Source organism: Chitinophaga pendula (genome assembly GCF_020386615.1).
Lineage (GTDB): Bacteria > Bacteroidota > Bacteroidia > Chitinophagales > Chitinophagaceae > Chitinophaga > Chitinophaga pendula.
On the sequence record NZ_CP077769.1, the window covers coordinates 3,846,173 to 3,865,748 of the forward strand.

Annotated in this window: 10 protein-coding genes; 1 reads left to right on the forward strand and 9 read right to left on the reverse strand. The window is 52.2% G+C overall.

Going from position 1 to position 19,576, the window contains the following annotated elements; translation table 11 throughout:
* Window positions 1-8 precede the first annotated feature (8 nt).
* The 3 genes from KTO58_RS13595 to KTO58_RS13605 form a co-directional block, all read right to left on the reverse strand.
* Window positions 9-2,789 carry a SusC/RagA family TonB-linked outer membrane protein gene (locus tag KTO58_RS13595; protein WP_157752973.1) on the reverse strand — a complete coding sequence of 927 codons (2,781 nt, stop codon included), beginning with the start codon at window positions 2,787-2,789 and terminating at the stop codon, window positions 9-11.
* A gap of 655 nt (window positions 2,790-3,444) precedes the next feature.
* Window positions 3,445-4,143 carry a 3-keto-disaccharide hydrolase gene (locus KTO58_RS13600; protein WP_095838850.1) on the reverse strand — a complete coding sequence of 233 codons (699 nt, stop codon included), beginning with the start codon at window positions 4,141-4,143 and terminating at the stop codon, window positions 3,445-3,447.
* A 53-nt stretch (window positions 4,144-4,196) separates the two neighbouring features.
* A complete protein-coding gene (locus KTO58_RS13605; RefSeq protein ID WP_225859737.1) occupies window positions 4,197-8,369 on the reverse strand; it encodes a hybrid sensor histidine kinase/response regulator transcription factor in 4,173 nt (1,390 codons plus the stop codon).
* A gap of 137 nt (window positions 8,370-8,506) precedes the next feature.
* Between KTO58_RS13605 and KTO58_RS13610 the strand changes: the two genes are divergently transcribed.
* A complete protein-coding gene (locus KTO58_RS13610; protein ID WP_095838847.1) occupies window positions 8,507-8,878 on the forward strand; it encodes a c-type cytochrome in 372 nt (123 codons plus the stop codon).
* Window positions 8,879-9,091: 213 nt separating this feature from the next.
* Here KTO58_RS13610 and KTO58_RS13615 read toward each other — a convergent pair whose 3' ends face one another.
* From KTO58_RS13615 to KTO58_RS13640, 6 genes are all read right to left on the reverse strand, one after another.
* Window positions 9,092-11,530: an RICIN domain-containing protein gene (locus KTO58_RS13615; protein WP_157752972.1), complete on the reverse strand. Its 2,439-nt coding sequence runs from the start codon at window positions 11,528-11,530 to the stop codon at window positions 9,092-9,094.
* A gap of 234 nt (window positions 11,531-11,764) precedes the next feature.
* Window positions 11,765-12,682: a helix-turn-helix domain-containing protein gene (locus KTO58_RS13620; protein WP_095838846.1), complete on the reverse strand. Its 918-nt coding sequence runs from the start codon at window positions 12,680-12,682 to the stop codon at window positions 11,765-11,767.
* Window positions 12,683-12,755: 73 nt separating this feature from the next.
* A complete protein-coding gene (locus tag KTO58_RS13625; RefSeq protein ID WP_095838845.1) occupies window positions 12,756-14,288 on the reverse strand; it encodes a SusD/RagB family nutrient-binding outer membrane lipoprotein in 1,533 nt (510 codons plus the stop codon).
* Window positions 14,289-14,300: 12 nt separating this feature from the next.
* Complete coding sequence (locus tag KTO58_RS13630; RefSeq protein WP_095838844.1) at window positions 14,301-17,738, reverse strand: SusC/RagA family TonB-linked outer membrane protein; 3,438 nt, start codon at window positions 17,736-17,738, stop codon at window positions 14,301-14,303.
* A 39-nt stretch (window positions 17,739-17,777) separates the two neighbouring features.
* Entirely contained in the window at window positions 17,778-18,770 is a 993-nt protein-coding gene (locus KTO58_RS13635) for a FecR family protein (RefSeq protein ID WP_095838843.1), read from the reverse strand.
* A gap of 51 nt (window positions 18,771-18,821) precedes the next feature.
* Entirely contained in the window at window positions 18,822-19,373 is a 552-nt protein-coding gene (locus KTO58_RS13640) for an RNA polymerase sigma factor (protein WP_095838842.1), read from the reverse strand.
* Window positions 19,374-19,576: the final 203 nt, after the last annotated feature.

Here is a 19,576-nt window from a genome sequence, read left to right on the forward strand (position 1 = left end):
TTAATAGTTTAGAGTTGCACGTTGACGCCTATGTTGAATACCCGTTGGTTGGGATATCCTCCTTGGTAGGATTCGGGATCGACTCTATCCAGGCCGGTGAAGGTGAGGAGGTTGTATCCGTTGGCGAATGCGCGGACTGTTTGTAAGCGGGCGAATTTGATCCAATGTGCCGGGAGGGTGTATCCTAATTCGAGATTTTTGAGGCGCAGGTAGCTGCCATCTTTTACCCAGAAGGAGGACAGGCGTTGGTTGTTAGGATTGGCGCCTACGGCGAGTCGTGGATAGGAGGCGGTGGCGGCGGTAGCAGGTGTCCATCGATCGAGGTGATGTTCCATGGCCTGGCCTCTGCCACCGTTTTGGAATTCCCAGGTGTTGCTGCCATTGAGTACGATATCTCGATTTTTAACGCCCTGCCATACCATGCTGAGGTCTATTCCTTTCCAGGTGAGGCCTATGGTGGCGCCATAGTATATAAGCGGTTTGGTGCTACCGATGGCGGTTTCGTCGCGGAGGTCGATGATGCCATCTCCATTCTGGTCTACATATTTGATATCTCCCGGTACGGGGGAGTATGCATCTGGGCGGGCATGTGTCTGTATATCTTCTGCGGATGCGTAGAAGCCATCGGCTACGAGGCCGAAGAGCTGTCCTACGGGCATACCAGTACGTTTTTGTGCCTGGCCCGGGCGGATGACCTCTTGTATATCGTCTGTCCTGCTTTTGAGGACGCTACCATTGGCCTGTATGAAATACGACAAGTCGCCGGTCCGGGTACGCCAGGCGGCGGAGGCTTCCCAACCGCGATAGGAGGTGGCACCGATGTTCTCCCTGGGGAGGTCGTTGCCGATGATACTGCTGGCATTGATACCTCGCTGCATGAGGAGGTCTTTATACTGGTCGCGGAAGTGGTCGACGGTGATATGGAATCGTTCTTTAGCGAAGGCGATATCGAGTCCGATGTTCAGTTTACCGGCTTTTTCCCAGGTGATGTACGGGTTGGCCAAGGCAGCTTCGCGGATGGCGGTGATACTAGTGGGCGGGTTGCCCAGCGGGTAATTGCCATCGGTTGCATAAAACTGCAAATAATTATAGTATCCTGCGTTGGCGGTATTGCCGGTGCGGCCATAGGAGGCTCTGAGCTTCAGGGTGCTGATACCGGCGAGGGGGCTGCCGATCCACCAGTTTTCTTTAGCGATGTTCCAGCCCAGGCCGATAGCGGGGAAATACCCTTTGCGTTTGTCTTTGCGATACATGTTGTTGGCGCTATAGGACATGGCCAGTTCGAGCAGGTATCGCTGTGCGTAGTCGTATTTTATCCTGGCGGAGAGGGCGCTATTGATGAGGGGGAGTACGTTGCCATTGGTATAGCTATCGCGGTACCATAGCAAGGTGGCTCCGAGGTGGTGTTGTCCGAAAGTGCTGTCATAGCCCAGGGACAGTTCAGTGTAGGCCTGTCTGTTTTGGGCGGTGATGCTGCTGCCGTTTGACTGGGCGCCATCTGAGCCGATGATGCTGGTATTTGTTTCGCCGGTGACCGGGTTGGTTTTGACGTTGTAGACGGCGAAGGATTTTTTACGATCTATTGCTTCTTCATAGTAGCTGTTGAAGGAGGCGGTTCCTTTCACATATAGTCCTGGCAGCCAGGTATCCAGTTTTTGCCGGAGGCTGAGATCTACCATCAGGTTGCGGTTGTAGGAAGGGCGGTATCCGGAGCGGACTATTTGTCCATATATATTATTGCTGTAGTCGTTGTTGCCTCCCAGGCTGCCATTATTGTTGAATACCGGATAGGCATTGTTGGGAGTGCCGAGGATGCTGGAGTATACGCCGGCGGTGGTGGCACCCGGTTCGTTGCCGTTGCGGATGCGACCGAACAGGCTCAAGGTCATGAGTGTGGTGCGGGTGAGGTCTACGTCGAGGTTACTACGGAAGATGTATCGTTTGTAGAAGTTATTGGTTGGGTATTTATTATTCGGGTCGGTGACGAAGTATCCCTGTTGGTTGAGATAATCGAGATCGACGAAGTAGCGGGAGATGCGGTTACCGCCGGCGATGTTAAGATTATACCGTTGCATGGCAGCCTGGTCTTTGATGGCGGTGTTGTACCAGTCGACGTCGGGATGTCCGAAGGGGTCGGAGCCATTTTGCCAGGCGGCGAGGTCTGTTGCGGAGTAGATGGGTTGTTTACCATCATTCTGCAGGGCCTCGTTGTACAGGCGTGCATAGTCGTATGCTTTAAGGAAACGCGGTGTTTTAAGTTGTTGCTGGATGGCGGACTGGGCGGTGAAAGATATCCGTTTTTTGCCACTGTAGCCATGTTTGGTATTGACCATGACCACCCCTCCGCTGCCTCTCATGCCGTACATGGCGGTGGCGAGTGCATCTTTCAGTACGGTAACGGAAGCTATCTGTTCGGGATCGATGGAGAGAGCGGACCTTGGTACGCCATCTATTACGACGAGCGGTGCTTGTCCTCTGACGGACATAGCGGCGGCATCGAATCCTGGTGCGTGATTGAACTGGAATAGGTATAGCCCTGCCAGTTTGCCATAGAGGCTGTTTTCCAGTTGTGTGACGGGTATACCGCGGATATCTCCATATCCTATGCTTCCCTGTGCCTGTAGTAAGGTGGCGGCGGATTGTATCCCGAACAGTACCGGAACGGAGTCGCGGTTTTGTATGCGTTGTACGGGGATGGTGTCCTGCCGGGGAGGCGATGCGTACGTTGGTAAAGTCATAGCTGGACCTAATAGTCCAAGGAATAGTTGTGCAGCGTATTTTCTGATCATATCGCTTTTCCTTTTTGCTGCCGTTTTCGGGCAGATCATGTGAAGTATATGGATAATATGTCCCCCACCGCTTTTCAGCGGCAATTGTTGTCCGGGGTGCAGTGTTTACTTGTTACTGCACCAGATTAATTGTGATTGAATGATTGGATACTGCTAGTGGCTCACACTTTGATTTTGGTCTATGATAAAAGTTACCGGTGACAATTTGTCCATCTTTTATGCATCTCTTTTTCTCATTACGTGGTTGTTGTATCTGGGTCAAATTTAGGGGGGTGTGGGGAAGATATTACCCGTCAATTGCTGCTTAAATACGGGTGAAATGTATCATTTGTGGAGTATCAAAACCGGTCGTACCCGCTATCAGTGTGAATTATCACACTAACGTTGTAAAGACAGCACGAAGTAATCCTGGTTGTTTCAGCGAGGAAGGGTTGCTGGGGCAAAAAGGGGCGACTGCATTGTCGATTTGTCAGCGGAAGGGTGGACCTAAGGTATACGAATGATATACCCTAACTACAGGAAAGGTGGACCTAAGGTATACGAATGATATACCCTAACTACGGGAAAGGTGGACCTAAGGTATACAAACGGGCCGTCTGCATAAAAATGGCCTCCGTCAGTTGACGGAGGCCGGTGTGGTACTATTAGTATGTCTTTATTTAGTCAGGGAGGTGATGGGAGTTAATTCCACTTTACGGAATTCCACTTCGGCACCTTCTGCCTGCAGGGCGATCTGTCCTTTTTGTGCGGTGCAGTTGGTACCATAGTTGGCTAGTTTACCATTTACCCAAACTTTGATGGTATCATTCAGGCATTCGACCACCATGGTATTCCATTCACCTAATGGTTTTTCTGCATCGTCGACGAGGTTTTGTATCCTACGTTTTTTACCATCGACGACGCCCCATTCGCTTTTAGGACCGCGGCGTTTTTCCATGTCGGGGACGGTGATGTCTTCGCTGATGCACCAGAAATCGCCGGCATTTTTATGCATCATCTGCACTTCCAGGGATTTAGGGAACATATCATACAATATACGCGGGGTAGAGGCATGTACCAATACGCCGCAGTTGCCTGGTTTGCCGGGGAACCTGTATTCTACTTTCAGGCGGTAGTTCTGATAGCTTTCATCTGTGATGATGTGTCCCTGGGGGGAGGCGAGGCTGACGAAGACGCCGTTGCGTAAAATGAACGGGCTTTTAACGGTGGTGTCTTTGTCCATAGCTGGCACGTCTATATGCCAGCCTTTGAGGTCTTTGAAGTTCATGAGGCTGCGGGTCTGGGCTTTGAGGAAACCTGTTGTTCCCAATAAGATGATTGCCAGCAGCCATGTTGCGGTGATGTTTGTCTTCATAAGGATGATTAGTCCTGAAAAATTAGTGAATAATTGTTGATTTTCCTTCTTTCCTATTGTTTGTGGGTGGCAGCATATTCTTTGGGCGTGCTACTGAATTCTTTTTTGAACCATTTACGGAAGTAGTCGACATCGGAGAAGCCGACCATATAGGCGACTTCGTTGACGGTGAATTCATTGCGCTGGAGTAGCTGGGCGGCTCTTTTCAACCTGACGCTGCGGATAAATTCTATGGTGGACTGGTTGGTGAGTGCTTTGATCTTGCGGTATAGGGTGATGCGGCTCATGTTGACTTCTCTGGCCATTTGCTCGACGTTGAGGGATGGTTCGAGGATATTGTTTTCGATGAACTGCATGACCTGTTCGAGGAAGATCTCATCGGCGCCGGTGATGGCGATATTGCGCGGCTGGAGGGTGATGTCTTTGCTATAGCGTTCGCGGAGGATATTTCTGGAGTTGAGCAGGTTTTGTACCCTGACCTGTAGCAAAGCGAGGCTGAAAGGTTTGGTGATGTAGTCGTCTGCGCCAGTTTCGAAACCTTCCATTCGGAATATGAGCGGTGTGCGGGCTGTCAGCAGTATTACCGGGATGTGGCTGGTACGGGTATCTTTTTTCAGCAGGCGGCATAGTTCTGTACCATTCATTTCCGGCATCATGATATCGCTGATGATGATATCGGGTAGTAAGGCGGTGGCGATGTTCCATCCCTGTTTGCCATCTGTGGCGGTGTGGACGGCATACTGGTCTTCGAAATGGTTGCTGATGAAGGTGCGCATTTCGGGATTGTCTTCTACGATGAGCATGACGGGGCGCTGTTCGTCCATCTCCTGCTCCTCTCCTGCTGTATCCAGGCCCTTTCTGTCGGCGGTGGTGGATAAGGGTGTATCGTGCAGCGGCCTATCGTTGATCCGTTCGGGTTGGTGGTACGGCAAACGCTCTTCCGGTGTATAGTGCTCTTTATCTGCCGGGAAGGTGATGGTAAAGCAGGTATGTCCGGGGCGGTTGGAGGTGGCGAGGGTACTCTCTACGGTGATATTACCCCGATGCAAGGTGACCAATCCTTTTGTGAATGCCAGTCCGATGCCGGTTCCTGCGATGGGTAGGCCGGTATCGTTATAGTGATGGAAGGGGAAAAATATCTTTTCCAGGTTTTGCGGTGCGATACCGACGCCATTGTCGGTGACGCTGAGGAGGATGCTCCGGTTGGTGGCGGTCTGTTGCTCGGTGACTGATACGATGACTTTTCCACCCGGGTGGGTGAATTTGAGGGCGTTGGAGAGGAGGTTGTACAGGATCTTTTCGAATTTATCCTGATCGAACCAGGCGGTCAGGGAGTTGTGGGAGGTATCGAGTGACAGGCGGATATTACGATGCCTAACGAAGGCATCGAATGAGAGCAGTATTTCTTTGAGGAAGTGTATGAGATCGCCTTCGCTGACGCGGAGGTTCATATTACCCGCTTCGAACTTACGGAAGTCGAGGAGTTGATCTGTGAGGCGCAGGAGGCGTTCTCCATTGCGCTGCATGAGCATGAGCTGATTGAGTGCTTTATTGTTGCCCTGCTCCTGCTGGAGGGAGATCAGTTTTTCTATCGGTGCGAGTATGAGCGTAAGTGGTGTTTTGATCTCATGGGAGATGTTGGTGAAGAAGCTCAGTTTGCGCTGTGTGAGTTCGCGGTCTTTTTCCTGGCTAAGCTGTTGCAGTTGCAGTTCGTGCCGGAGGCGGCTGGTCTTCATGGAGTAGGAATAGAACAGGTATAGTAAGCCGATGATGATGGTGGCATAGCAGAGATAGGCGTACCAGGTCTTCCAGAATGGGGGGAGGACTTTGACACGGAGGCTGGTATATGTTTCATTCCAGTAGCCATCATTATTGGCTGCTTTTACTTTGAATATATATTCTCCGGCATCGAGGTTGGTGTAGGTAGCGGATTGCTGGTTGCCGACGTAATGCCATTGGGTATCTCCTTTAAGGCCTTCGAGGCGATAGGCGTACTGGTTAGTACGGGAGTTGATATAGTTGAGTGCTGCGAACTGGAGGGTGAAGAAAGCCTGGTCGTGGGAGAGTGTGATTTCATCGACGTAGCTGATGGATTGTTTTAGTGGGGATCCCGGGGCGCCGATATCTACCGGATTATTTTTGATGAGGAGGCCGGTGAGAGCTACCGGTGGGCGGACGGTGTTGTTGACCAATCTGTCGGGGTGGAAGGCGACGATGCCATTGACGCCACCGAACATGATCTCTCCATCGCGGGTGCGGCAGGCGGCTGCCAGGAATTCGTTGCTACCCAGTCCATTGTTGACGGAGTAGTTGGTGACGGTGACATCTTCCGGTTTAAAGGGAGGATGGGGGCGACGCAGGGATATGCGACCTATGCTTTGGTTGAAGCTGATCCAGAGGTTGCCTTGTTGATCCTGTACGATGCCATGTATGATATTTCCTGACAGGCCCATGCGGGTGTCGAGGGTGTAGCTATTTTTCCGTTGGGGGTCGAAGAGTTTGAGGCCACCGCCGCGGGTGCCGATCCAGATGTTGTAGTTGTTGTCTTCGAAGATGCAGAGGATGGCATTTTTATTAAATACGCGGGCGTATTCGTTGAGGTAGTTGACAAAACGTTGCTGGCCTTTGGGCAGGTAGGACAGTCCCAATTCGGTACCGATCCAGATGCCACCGCGGTGATCCTGGTAGAGGGCGTTGATATCGTTGGAGATGATGCTGGAGCTATCGTTGTTGTTATGGCGGTAGCGGGTGATCCGGCCTTGCAGGTTGCGGTGGAAGAGGCCTCCTTTGGTGCCGATCCAGAGTCCGGAAGTATCTTGTATCAGCCCGTACACCAGTTCATCCGACATGTTATTCGGTTTTTCTTTGAGGGGTACCGGTGTGATGGTATTGTTGGTACGGTTGTATCGGAACAGGCCTTCCAGGGTACCGATCCAGAGGTTTTGTTGTGTATCGAGCTGGATGGCTTTGATGGTTTCCTGGTTGATGAGGTGTTGGGAGGCCGGGTTGACATGGATGTATCTGAAGGTCTGGTTGGACCTGTTGTAATAGTTGACGCCCCCCCCTTCTGTGGCGATCCAGAGGTTACGTTGTTCGTCTTCGAGTATGCGGCTGATGACTTTGAAGTTGAGGCCAGGTTGGTTGCCGATACGTTCTCCGATGTAGCTGAAGTTGTTATTTCCCGGATGTTCGATACTGATGCCACCTGCGAAAGTGCCTATCCAGGTGCTGCCGGCATTGTCTTGCAGGAAGCACAGTACGGAGTTGCCGGAGAGGGATGCCGGGTCATGTTTGTCGACGCCGTAGTAGCGGGTGATCCTATGATCTTTGTTAATGACATAGAGGCCGTTGCGGGTACCGATCCAGGCATCGTTGTTATGGAAGTGGATGGCGCGTACCATGTCGCTGCTCATGGGATTGGGTTGGCTGTTGGCATCGAAGTTCAAGCATTGTTGTGTTAGTCGGTTCCAGAGGAAGAGGCCATTTCTTTCGGTGCCTACCCAGACATGTCCGCTGCTGTCGTGTTTGATGACATGAACGGCGCTTTTGCCGAATGTGGGTTGTTGGGTAAATGCTTCGGGGGCGGGCTGTACGCGGCGTGTAGCGGGATTATATCGAACGATACGGGAGCCGGCTCCGATCCAGAGGATATGTTCTTTATCTTCTGCGATGGCATAGACGCTGCGGCGGTTGGCTTCGGGGCCCAGGTCGACAGGATGCAGGGTATGTGTGACGGGATCGTATTTCATCAGCCCTTTGAAGGTACCTACCCAGTAGTTACCGCGGCTGTCTTTGCGGATGGTCTTGGCGTAACCGAAGTCGTTAGCGCCGCCATTGCGGAGGCGGACGCGGTAGCATTTTTCTGTTTTGCAATCATACCAATCCATGCCGACGGAGGTACCGATGAGCAGGTTGCCATTATCATCTTCGTTGATAGACAGTAGCTCGTTGCTGCCGATGCTGCAGGAATCCTGCTGGTCATATTTAAAATGGCGGAATGAGTAGCCATCGTAGCGACTGAGGCCATCGGTGGTACCTATCCAGATGAAGCCTTTGGTATCCTGGTAGAGGCAGTACACGGAGCTTTGCGAGAGGCCATCTGCGATACCCAGGTGTTTGAAATGCAGGTTATTGACCTGTGCCCGGGAGGCGATGTGGCAGCAAAGCAGTAATAAAATAACTAGGAATCCGCCCGGCATACGGCGGCTTATCCCTTGTTCACTCATGCCCGACTTTCTATTTGGTTGATAATACTATCGTTGGTATGCTAAATATACAGTTCTTTTTGGCAATTCCAGTGCCTGTCGGTTTTGTTCTATTTTTCCGGCGGGGGTGTTTCTAATTTGCCTGTAAAATTACGGGTATGTATAAATGGTTTTCTTTTTCCCGGGCGATATGTGTTATTCCATTGTTGTTGCTGGTGTTGCTGCTGCGGCCGGCTTTCTGTATACCGAAAAAGGGTATATATGGGCGGGGCGCGTCTACGACATCTGTTGCGGAGCCGGAAGGCGGTGCGGCTTTGTATCGTAGGTACTGTACGCGTTGTCATGGGGAGGACGGGACGAAAGGAATGTGGGGGGCGCGGAATTTACAGCGGAGCCAGTTGGGTGATGCTGCTATCTTGGAGCAGATCATGCGGGGCGGAGGTCCGATGCCAGCATTCCGGAAGCGGATGAGCATGGAGGAGATACAGTCTATTGCCGATTATATCAAGCGTTTACGGAAACCGATGTGAGCATACACGGTGAGGGGGCGGGCCATCAGGGCGCTGCTCCCTTTTTTTCCGGCTGGTGGTGTTATAAATTGTCCTGTCTTGTATTGCCTGGAGGATGAGCCACTGCATGCTGATCCTCTTTTACGATAAAAGAATAAAAGAGGCTGTCCCATCTGTATGAGGCAGCCTCTTTTATTTATGAAGCGGGCCAGGGAGACGCCCTTATGTTTGGGATCATGGTACGACTGCCAGTCTTGCCTGTACCGTTTTGCCGGAATGGTGGTTGCGGATATTGACATAGTAGATACCCGGGGGTATGCCGGTAGTAGGTATGGAGATGCGGTTGGTACCCGGTACGAGGGAGAGGGTTTGGCGTTGCAGGATGCGTCCTTGCTGGTCGGCTACCAGCAAGGTACCGGCGGCGCCTGTTTCAGTATTATCCAACAGATAGGACAGCTGTGCGGGAGTACCTGCTGGTACGGGGTTGGGGGCGAGGCGGAGTATTTGATGTTGTGTCAACGCCTGTTTGACAGTCGCTATCCTTGCGGCAGGAGCATTGAGCACCCATTGCTGGTTGGCGCCACCCCACCATTCCCATTGGTAGACTTTAGCGCCATTGCTGGTGTCGCTGGCGTCGAGTACTTTACCACTGGTGTAGGCGATGATCTTATAGCGATTGTTGCCTAGGTGTTCGAAGTTCCAACGCTGGCAGTCGTTGTCCAGCCATTCCCACTGGATGAGGCTTCCGCCCTGTTGCTGGTTGCAGCTGGCCACGTCGAGTACCAGGCCTGTTTTGGCGGATACCAGGCGGTAGAAGCCATCGGCGGTGGCCTCTATTTTCCATTGCTGGCAGTCGGAGCCATTGTTGTCCCACTGGCTGATGCCGGCGCCCCAGGCGGTGCTGCAATCCTGGGCTTGCAGGGCTTTACCATTGCTGGCGGTGGTGAGGGTATAGGAGCCGGGGGCGATGTAGTTGGTACTTACCAGGTTGAGGCGCCATTTCTGCCAGTTGCCACCGTTCCAGCTATATTGCATGACGGCGCCACCATTGGCGGTGGAGGCCCCTCCTACTTCCAGTACTTTGCCACTCGCTTTGTTGACGATGCGCAGCAGGCCATCGCCGGCATCTTCCAGGCGCCAGCGCTGGCAGTCGTTGTCCAGCCAATCCCAGTATTGGATGACGGTGCCATCGGCGCCGCTGCAGGAAGGTACGTCCAGTACTTTGCCCCCCATGATACCTGTGATGCGGTACCAGCCATCGCCGACATGGTCGAAGCGCCAGCGTTGGCAGTCGCCGCCCCACCAGTCCCACTGGTTCATCTGCACGCTGTTGCCACCGACGCAGCCGCGGGCATCTAATGATTTGCCGCTGTTGTGGTTGAGTACGCGGTAGACGCCATTGGCGATAATGATAGCGGTAGGTTTGATAAGGTCTGCGTATTTGTTCCAGTTCCAGTGGACGCCCGGGTCGGTGTGGGTGTTGCCGGTGTAATGCTGGTGTCCTTTGATACGTACGGTGATGGGGAGGAAGTTAACTCCCGTTGTGGCCGGACCGCGGAAGCAGGCGCTTTTATCTATGCCCCAGCTATCGCAGATATCTTTTACGAGGGCTGCGGACGAGCGGTACATGGCATCTGTGTACCAGCGAGGGCCATCGTCGACGAAGCCTTCGTGTTCGATGCCGATGGTATAGCTGTTATTACTTCTTACGTGCCAGGCGGTATTGTTTTCGCTGACCATTTGCGTGACCTGACCATCGGAGGAGCGGATGACGTAGTGGGCGGATACGGAGGAGCTGGGATTTTTGAACCAGGAGATGGTGCCGGCGTAGCTACCCTGGGTGGTGTGCACGGTAACGTTGGTGGGCCGGCTGCCCCCTCTACCTACCTGATAGTTGGCAGTGTTAGCTGGGTCGAAGATAGCAGGCGGATATTCTGCGCTTCTGGCAGCCGGTGCGCCACTTACGCCATTGTTCACTGTTGGCGTAGCGGGTACGCCCGGGGCGGCGACACGATCATTGTCGTAATCTACTTTTATGCCCGGTGATTGTAACAGTTGTAAGGTTTCCTGCGGGTAGATGCGTTGCCATTGTATGTTGGCCGGCGCTCTTTTGAGGGCAGGCGTTTCGAAGCCTGTCTGCAGGAAGTAATAGATATCGTAGGAGTACAGCGACCGGGTGTAGCGGGCGACTTTGGAAGGGTCTGCTGGCAGTTCTGATAGTTGTTCGAGGACGGCGGCATACTGTTCTGCGGAGGCGGATGATGCGAGGCGGGCGTTGCCGGCCTGTTGTTGGAGATAGCGGGCGACGGCTAATACCTGGAGGGCAGGGTCTTGTTTGAACTGTGCTGCGGTGATGTTGCTGAGGCGGCATACTTCGAGGAGGTTGTTCCTGAAGTAGCCTTTTCCATCTTCTACGAGGGCGAAGAGGCCATATTTTTCGGGCATGCCGGTGCAATTGTGATGGTCGTCTCCGTTGTGTGGGGAGAGATTGATCATACGGGAGGCTGCGTAGGCGGTGGCTTCGAGCAGGCCTTTGGGGATACCGGGATATTGGCGGTAGGCATCTGCGAACCATTTATCGGCTGCGCCGATGTTGCGTTGGTCGTTTTGAGCAAGGGCAGGGGTAAAACAACACGAGAGACAGGTGATGATGATGAGTAGAGGTTTCCTCATACAAATTGATTTTGTGGTGATAAAACGGGTATAACAAAGCGCATATGTGGTCAATAAAGGGCTATATGGTTTATACTGGTACTGGCTGATAAGGGTTTTTGTATTGGATCTGATCGTAGGGTGAATTATGGTAACAGTCAACAACACGAATAAAAGACGAAGCGGCGCTATAATGATTCACCACTAAAGTATTCAGAGAAGGTAATAGGTACGTGTGCCGTTTTTATTATTTTTTTACCGGTAGCGGAAGCCTTCGGGAGTTTGCTGGTATTTGCGTTTGAAGCTGCGTATAAAAGCGCTGCAGTCTTCGTAGCCGACGGACCAGGCGACTTCCTGTACGGAGAGGCCGGTGCGTTTGAGCAGTTCGCAGGCTTTTTCGAGGCGCATATTTTTGAGGTACTGGTAGGGGCTCACGTTGAACATTTCTTTGAACAATTTGCTGAAGTGGGGTGGCGACAGCAAGGCTATTCCCGACAGGGTATCGAGATCGATATCGGTGCGTTTATAGTTGGCGTAGAGGTAGTCTACGGCGGTGGAGATGCGGCGGTGGCATTCTTCCCGGGTGGATGTTTTTTTTACATTGATCCGGTTGAGTAAAGCGCGGTCGCGTTCTGCCTGTTGATACAGTTCGGTGAGGAGTGACATGCACAGGTCTTCCAGCAGGAGTTGATTATGTTGCTGAAGGGCGAGTTGTGTCAATATGCCGGATTGTATTTGTTGTGCCTGAGGTGTGTAGTGATATAATTTCTCGAAGAACTGCGGTGGTGACAGGAACTGGTGGCCGGTGTTATCGAGTAGTATTTCTTCTTTAACGTAGAGGGTGTTGTATACTTCCTGCATGACCTTGGTACCGAAGAAGACGGCGAGTGAAACTACTTCATCTGGATTCTGCACGGCGCAGCTGTATTCGCGGGAGGCGTTGAGCAGCAGGTATTGGCCTGGCAGTACGGCGGTTTTCTGCTGTTGGTAGTGGTAGGTTTCGGTACCGCTTATGGTAGTTTTGAATGTAAAGGGAGCATCTGTATGTTTATCGTAAAGCGGCTTTACGGCTTTGCCATAAAATACCGAGTATCCGTTGTAGAAACACCGATGTAGGTTGGGATATTTAACTGGTTCATCGTGACGGGCCCAATTATCTTGAATGCTGATCATGGGATTGTTATATGACTAACATTTAACTGGTTGCTAATCGGGTTCAAAATAAGATTTAATTCTCATTTTCTATTTATTTATCCCACCATACGGGTTGCAGCCAATCGTTCTTTCCACCGATGCGATCGAGGGCATCCTGGTAGTGGCGGTTGTTGCTGAAAGCTTCTGTGCGCGGGTAGAACAGGCGGCGTGGTGGGATGCCGGCGGTGGCGGATTCGCTTTTTTCGTCGGTGATCTTTTCCAGAACGGGGAAGCCAGTTCTACGTTGTAACGCATATGCTTCATATCCATTTGGGAAGAGGGCGACCCATTGTTGCATGAGGATTTGGCGGAGTGTGTTGCCAGGTGTGAGGTGATGTGTATGGAGGAAGGCGTTGACTTGTTGTTGAGGGATGGGCGGCATACCCGGGTACATTTCCAACTGTTCCATAGCGGTTCGGATGCCCTGTTGGTACCAGCTGTCGGCATTGCCGGTGATCCAGCCACGGGAGATTGCTTCGGCGAGGAGCAGGCATATTTCTGCGTATCCCATGTGGAGGAAAGGGGCTGCCAGTTCGCAGAAAGGTTTATTGATAAAACAATACTTGCTGGCTTGGGGGATGACGGTGCCATCGGCGGCGGTGAAGTCTTGCCATTCGTCCCACCAGTAGAGGCCTGGTTTGATGGAGATATAGTTGGTAAGGTGTGTGATGTCTCTGCCCTGTTCGTCCTGGCTGATGAAGAAGGCGGGGAGTCGGGGGTCTTGTTCCTGTTTGAGGAAGTTGACGAAGGTATTGCAACCGACGGTGCGGCGGAAGGACTGTGCTTCTTGCAGGGCTTGTGAGAGGCCATTTCCCCGGAGATCGGGGAATGCGAATGCTTCATGTATCATGCGGAAGTTATCTGCGCGGGATTGCATGACACCCATTTGGACGGCGGCTTGTACTTCGGTACGTGCTTTTTGTTCGTCGACGGCGGATAGGCGCATACCCAGTCTTAGTCGCAGGGAGGCTGCGAGGCATTTCCATTTCTGGAGGTCGCCATTGTATACGATATCATTGGTGAGGGGTGTTTTGGCAGGATCGAGTAGTGCGGCGGCGGCATTGAGTTCTTCAAAGAAATGGTGGTAGATATCTTGCTGGCGGTCGTACTGCGGCGTGTATAGTTGCTGATAGTATCCCAGGCCTGCTTCTGAGTAGGGAATATCGCCGTAGGCATCTGTCAATATGGAGAAGATGTATACTTTGAGGATGCGTGCGGCGGCGATATAATTTGTTTTGGAGGAATCTGTTTTATGTCGTTCGATGAGGTCGACCAGTTGTTTCAGGCTTTTGCTGTATGTTATTTCCCAGAGGCGGTCGAGGTAGAAGTCGTCATCTACGACGTATTTGGTGCCGATGCGCATTCCCCAGGCGCCATTGATGTATTGTACGACGGGCAGCAGCATGTAGAGATTGGCATATGCCATATCGCGGCCGCCTGTGATATAGTAAGCAGCGGCGGACAGTTGTGCTCCCGGGGTGATGTCTTTACTTCTGAGCGGATCGGTGTTGATGCGATCGAAGTTTTTGGTGCAGCTGGCATTATACAGGCAGCATAGGAGCAGGAGGTGACGATATCGGTGCATGGGCAGCAATTTTTAGAATTTCACACAGAGGTTAATACCATAAGACCGGCGGGTGGGCAGCGAGCCATATTCCAGGCCCTGGCCGTCGCCATTATTATAACTGGATTCCGGATCTATATTGGGAACGGCTTTGTATAAGGTGAACGGGTTGCGCGCTATGAGTGAGACGGTCAATTCTTTGAGCGCCAGTTGGCGGCAGATGGCAGGCGGGCAGTGGTAGTCGAGTGTGAGCTGGCGTATCTTCACGAAGGAGGCATCGTATACAAACGGTTCGGGGATATTGTCGGTGATGCGCTGCCAGTAGGTTTGCGGATTGACGAAGGTGCTGAAGGAGTTGTATACGGGTTTACCATTTGCGTCTACGCCTGTCTGCCGGACGCCCTTTACCTGTAGTCCACCTGTGGGTATCCATTCAGCCGGGGACTTGCCTGCTGCGATGCGTTCTTTTTCTGAATTAGCCCAGCCATCACGACCTGGTACGGTGCCTTTAGCGCGGCCACGTGCATGGGCGATGAAGTTAGTCATGGAGTAGATATTGCCTCCCTGTTTGATATCCAGCAATATGCTCAGGGAGAGGTTTTTGTAGGTCAGCTGGTTGGTGATGCCTGCGGTCCAGTTGTAATATCCATTACCCAGCGGTGTATCGGCATTTTCGAAGCCCGGTAGTCCGGCGGCATCTAGAATGAGGCGGCCCTGTGGATCGCGGAGTAGTTTGCGGCCCATGATCATGCCATATGCGGCACCTTCTTTTGCTACGATGGAAGCGTTGCCCCAGCGAGCGCCGGAGAGCATATGATAACCGGACAATAACGAGTTGAGTGCATTCACTCTATTACGATTCTGCGCTGCATTCAGGCGGAGTTCCCATTTAAAATTTGGTGTAGCCACTGGTTTCAGCGAGAGGTATGCTTCTACTCCCCTATTCTCTACTTTTCCGGCGTTGATGACGGCGGTGGTATAACCACTTGCCGGGGATACGACCACATTCAATACCTGGTCGATGGTATTGGTATGATAGTAACTGAGGTCGAGGCTGATACGATCTTTCCAAAAATTGAGCTGTAGTCCTGCTTCTATGGACCTGCTGGTGCCTGGACGAAGGTCAGTGGCCGGTATTTTATCGACGGCGACCCCACCAATGATAAAACCACCGACGCCCGGGAGTTCGGGGTCGTTGCCATAGGAGAGGGTGAGTTGGTAAGGGTCTATGGCATCGGTGCCTGTTTGTGCGAGGGAGCATCTCCATTTGCCGAAAGACAATACGTTGCTGGCGGGGAGCAGGTCGGAGAATACGAAGCTGACGGAGGCGGAGGGGTAAAAATAGCCCCGGTGTCCTTTTGTCAAGGAGGAGGACCAATCTTTGCGGCCGGTGATATCCAGGAAAAGCCAGTTCTGATAGGAGATATTGAAGGCGGCGTAGGCGGAGTTGATACGTTTTCTGGACAGCAGTTCCTGGCTGAGTACTGTTTTGAAGTTGTACAGGCTTTTGATGCCACGGATGTTGATGTCGCGGCCGGTGGTGTTGAGGACATTTTCGATGTAGTCCATGCGGTTGAGGCCAGCGTTGGCTGTTAGTTGCCAATGTCCGATCTGTTTTCCATAGTGCAGGAGGAGTTCGTTATTTATTTCCCGCAGGCGGCGATTCTTTAAGGTGAGCATGCCGGAGGGGTTGAATGGAGTGGAGTATTCCATGAATTCGCGGAAGTGGAATTGTGTGTAGTCTATGCCGATCCTTCCCTGCAGGTAGAGGTCGGGCGTCCATTGGTGTTTGAGCAGTACAAATCCAGTGATGCGATCTTGTTTGCTATCGTTGGGTTGTTCGTTGATGGCCCAGTATGGATTGACCTGGTAGACGTTGTCGTTCCAGTTGATATAGTTGCCGGTGACGGGATCTTTGTAGGATTTAAGCCAGTCGAGGTCGATGTTGGGGGCGACGGTGCTGAGTACATAGCCGATGTTGTTAGAGTAATCGGAGAGTGCGGGGCGGTTGACGACCTGTTCGTTGGCGTAGCCCATGCGTATGTCTGCGAGCCAGTGTTTATTGGGTTGGGCGGTAGTCCGGACGGATATGTTGTGTCTTTGCTGGTTGCTACGTGGGATGATGTCTTTGTTGTTGATATGGGTGTATGTCAGTCTTGTTTGCAGATGTTGGTTGCCAGCAGCGGCGGTGACGGCGTTAGTGGTGGTGAGTCCCTGGCGGAAGAAGTGGCGGGAGGTCTTTTGTGCTTTGCGGTAGGGTACTTTGCGGCCATTCCAGAGCCATACGAGACTGTCGGGATGGAGTCGAGGGCCCCAGCTGGTCTGGGAGGCATCCCGTGCGATGGCTACATCACGGGGGAGTATACCATCGCGGCCGCTACCATATTCTTCCTGGAAGTCATCGTTGTTATTAAGCTGTTCAACGACGGTATTGGCGGAGAGTGTAACCTGGAGGCCCTGGCTGCTTCCTTTTTTGGTGGTGATCAGTATGACGCCGTTGCTGGCGCGGCTGCCGTAGAGAGCGGCGGCGGCACCTCCTTTTAATACGGAGATGGTGGCTATTTCATCGGGGTTGATGGCGGCGCTGCCATCGCCGAGGTCGTAGCCACCGAATTTGGCAGCTTGTCCTGGTGATGAATTATCGATGGGTACTCCATCTATGACGAACAGTGGTTGATTATTCCCCCCGATTATTTTGGGGCCTCTCAGTGTCACTTTGGTGGCGCCTCCGACGCCGCTGTTCACCCTGTATATATCCAGTCCAGCTACCTGGGCGGAGAGGTTGTTGAGGGGGTTGACCTCCCGGGCGGTGGTGATATCGCGGCCATCGATATCTGCCAGTGCGTACCCCAGTGAGCGTTGTGATCTGTTGAGGCCCAGGGCGGTGACTACGACGGTGTTCATAGGTTGTACGCCAGGTGACATTTCGAACAACAAAGGTTCCTGGGTGGCATTACGGGTGGCGGTGTGGTAGCCGATATAGGCACAGGAGACGGGCGTACCCAGCGGTACGCGGAGGGAGAACATGCCCAGGGTATCGGTGACTGTGGCGGCGATATTGCCGGCGGAAATGGTGGCGCCGGGGAGTGGGAGGCCGGAGGAGGCATCTCTGACTGTTCCATTTACCTGGGAGGCAGCTGCCGGCTGGGGAGTTACCTGTTTGATGATGATCTGCCGGCCTATTACGCGGAGGGTGTATGTCTGCGGAGGGAACAGCAGTTGCAGTATTTCGTGCAGGGGTACGTGGCGGCGATGTATGGAGCAGGGGGGTCTGTTGAGCAGTATATCGTTGGGGTATGCGAAAGAGGCGCTGGTCTGTTGTTCGAGCAGGTGGATGATGCGGAGCAAAGGTTGGTTGTCGACCTCCAGTGACACCTTTTCGTGTAAGGGGGACGGTTGTTGGCGGGCATTAAGTGTGAGTCCTCTTATACAGAGGAGGCAAAGTAAGCATAGGATACGGCTGTGGTGCATACAGCGCTGGATTTAGGTCCTGGTTGAATACGGCCCCTGTCAGGGGCTTTGCGGCGATAGCTCGTAGCTGATCCCATGTCCTGTTGTTACTTTGGCGTTGAGCATTTCTGCCAGTATGTTGAGCATTTCTGCCAGCGATTCTTTGCGGAAGTGTACGGTTACGCGTTTATCCAGGAGGATGTTGTCGGTGATGGTGATCCGGACATGATAATACGCGGAGAGTTGGCGGATGACTTCGCACAGTGGCTGGTCATCGAAGTGGAAGGACTGTCGTGTCCAATTGCCGGGGGTATCTCCCATTATGTTCCGTTTGTTGAGTTGTTCACCCTGAAAGGGTACGTATACTTCTTCATTGGATTGCAGGACGATTGACTGGTCTTTGCTGAGGCCGTTGACGCGGATGCTTCCCTCTTTTACGGAGATGATGGTGGCGGTGTCGGCGGTGTAGAGGTTGAAGGAGGTGCCTAATACGCGTATGGTTGTATTCTGGCCTTCGACGATAAATTTGCGATGTTCATCTTTTGCGACCACGAAGAAGGCTTCACCTTTCATGAGGCGAACGACGCGCCGGGTTCTCATGTCGCTATTAAAAGAGATGCCGGTGCCGGGTTTCAGGTATACTTTGGAGCCATCGGGCAGGTGTACGCTATCGATGATGTTGGCATGAGCGCGGATGAATTCCCATTCCTGAGCGCCGATATATTGTTGCCAGAAGTATACGGCGAGCAGGGCAGGCAGTAGTATAGCGGCGGCGACGCGGCATTTGCGGGCGGTGGTCCATACCGGCGGGGATGGGTGTTGTCGGGGGGTATTGGTACGGATATGTTCTTCCAGCTCCTCCCAAACGTTGTGGGCGGGGAATGGCTGTCCGGGTATATCGGCGGCGGTATTCCAGAGTTGTCTGATGCGGGTATAGGTTTCCTGGTTATCCGGGGATGCTGCCAGCCATTCGCTGAGTTGCGTTTGTCTGTTGGCATCTTCGGGATGAGACAGGCATTCGATGATGAATTCAGTGATATCCTCTCGTTTCATGATAATATATAGTATATACAATCCAATAGCTGTATACTTTGATACTTTATGTTATTTTTTTTCGGTTTCCAGTATTTGAGTGCGTAGTTCTTTCAGGGCTGTTGCCAGCTGATAGTATACTGTATTTAATGTGATATTGAATTTGGCGGCTATCTCCTGTGGGGATAGTCCATGTATACGACTGAGGATAAATATTTCCCTGCATCTTGGGGGCAGGTTATTTAGGTGGTGTATAATTTCCTGCTGTAGTAGCAGGTAGTCGGCGGTTTTGGAGAAGGCATTTTCATCGGAGGCATATTGCAATATGTCGTCGCTGATATGCCGGGCGCTTCGTTTGAGTTCGTTGAGGGCCATGTTGGTGATGGAGCGGTAGAGGTAATTGCGTACTGGGCCGTTGATGTTGATACGGTCGGCGCGGTCCCACAGGATCACGAACAGGTTGTGTACGAGGTCTCTAGCTACGCCATGATCTCTGACCCAGCGATATGCGAGCAGGAATAGTTCGTCGCTGAAGGCCATGTACAATTCTTTGAACATGTTTTTATCATGGCGGCGCAAACCTGTCAGCAGTTGTTCTGAAGAGTATCTGAATGTATCAGTCATTTATAAGGGCAACGTAAAAAATGGCTAAATAAATAGACTTTGGTTTGTCATTGACTTCATCAAAAGTGATAATCTGTAGCAGCGGGTTGGCTGACAGGTCGATCATAACGCTTGTAAGCAGGCAACAGATTCCACAACACTCGCTGTCGCCTGTCTGCTTGATGTCTAATAAATTTATAAATAAATCAGCAAAAAAAATCTAC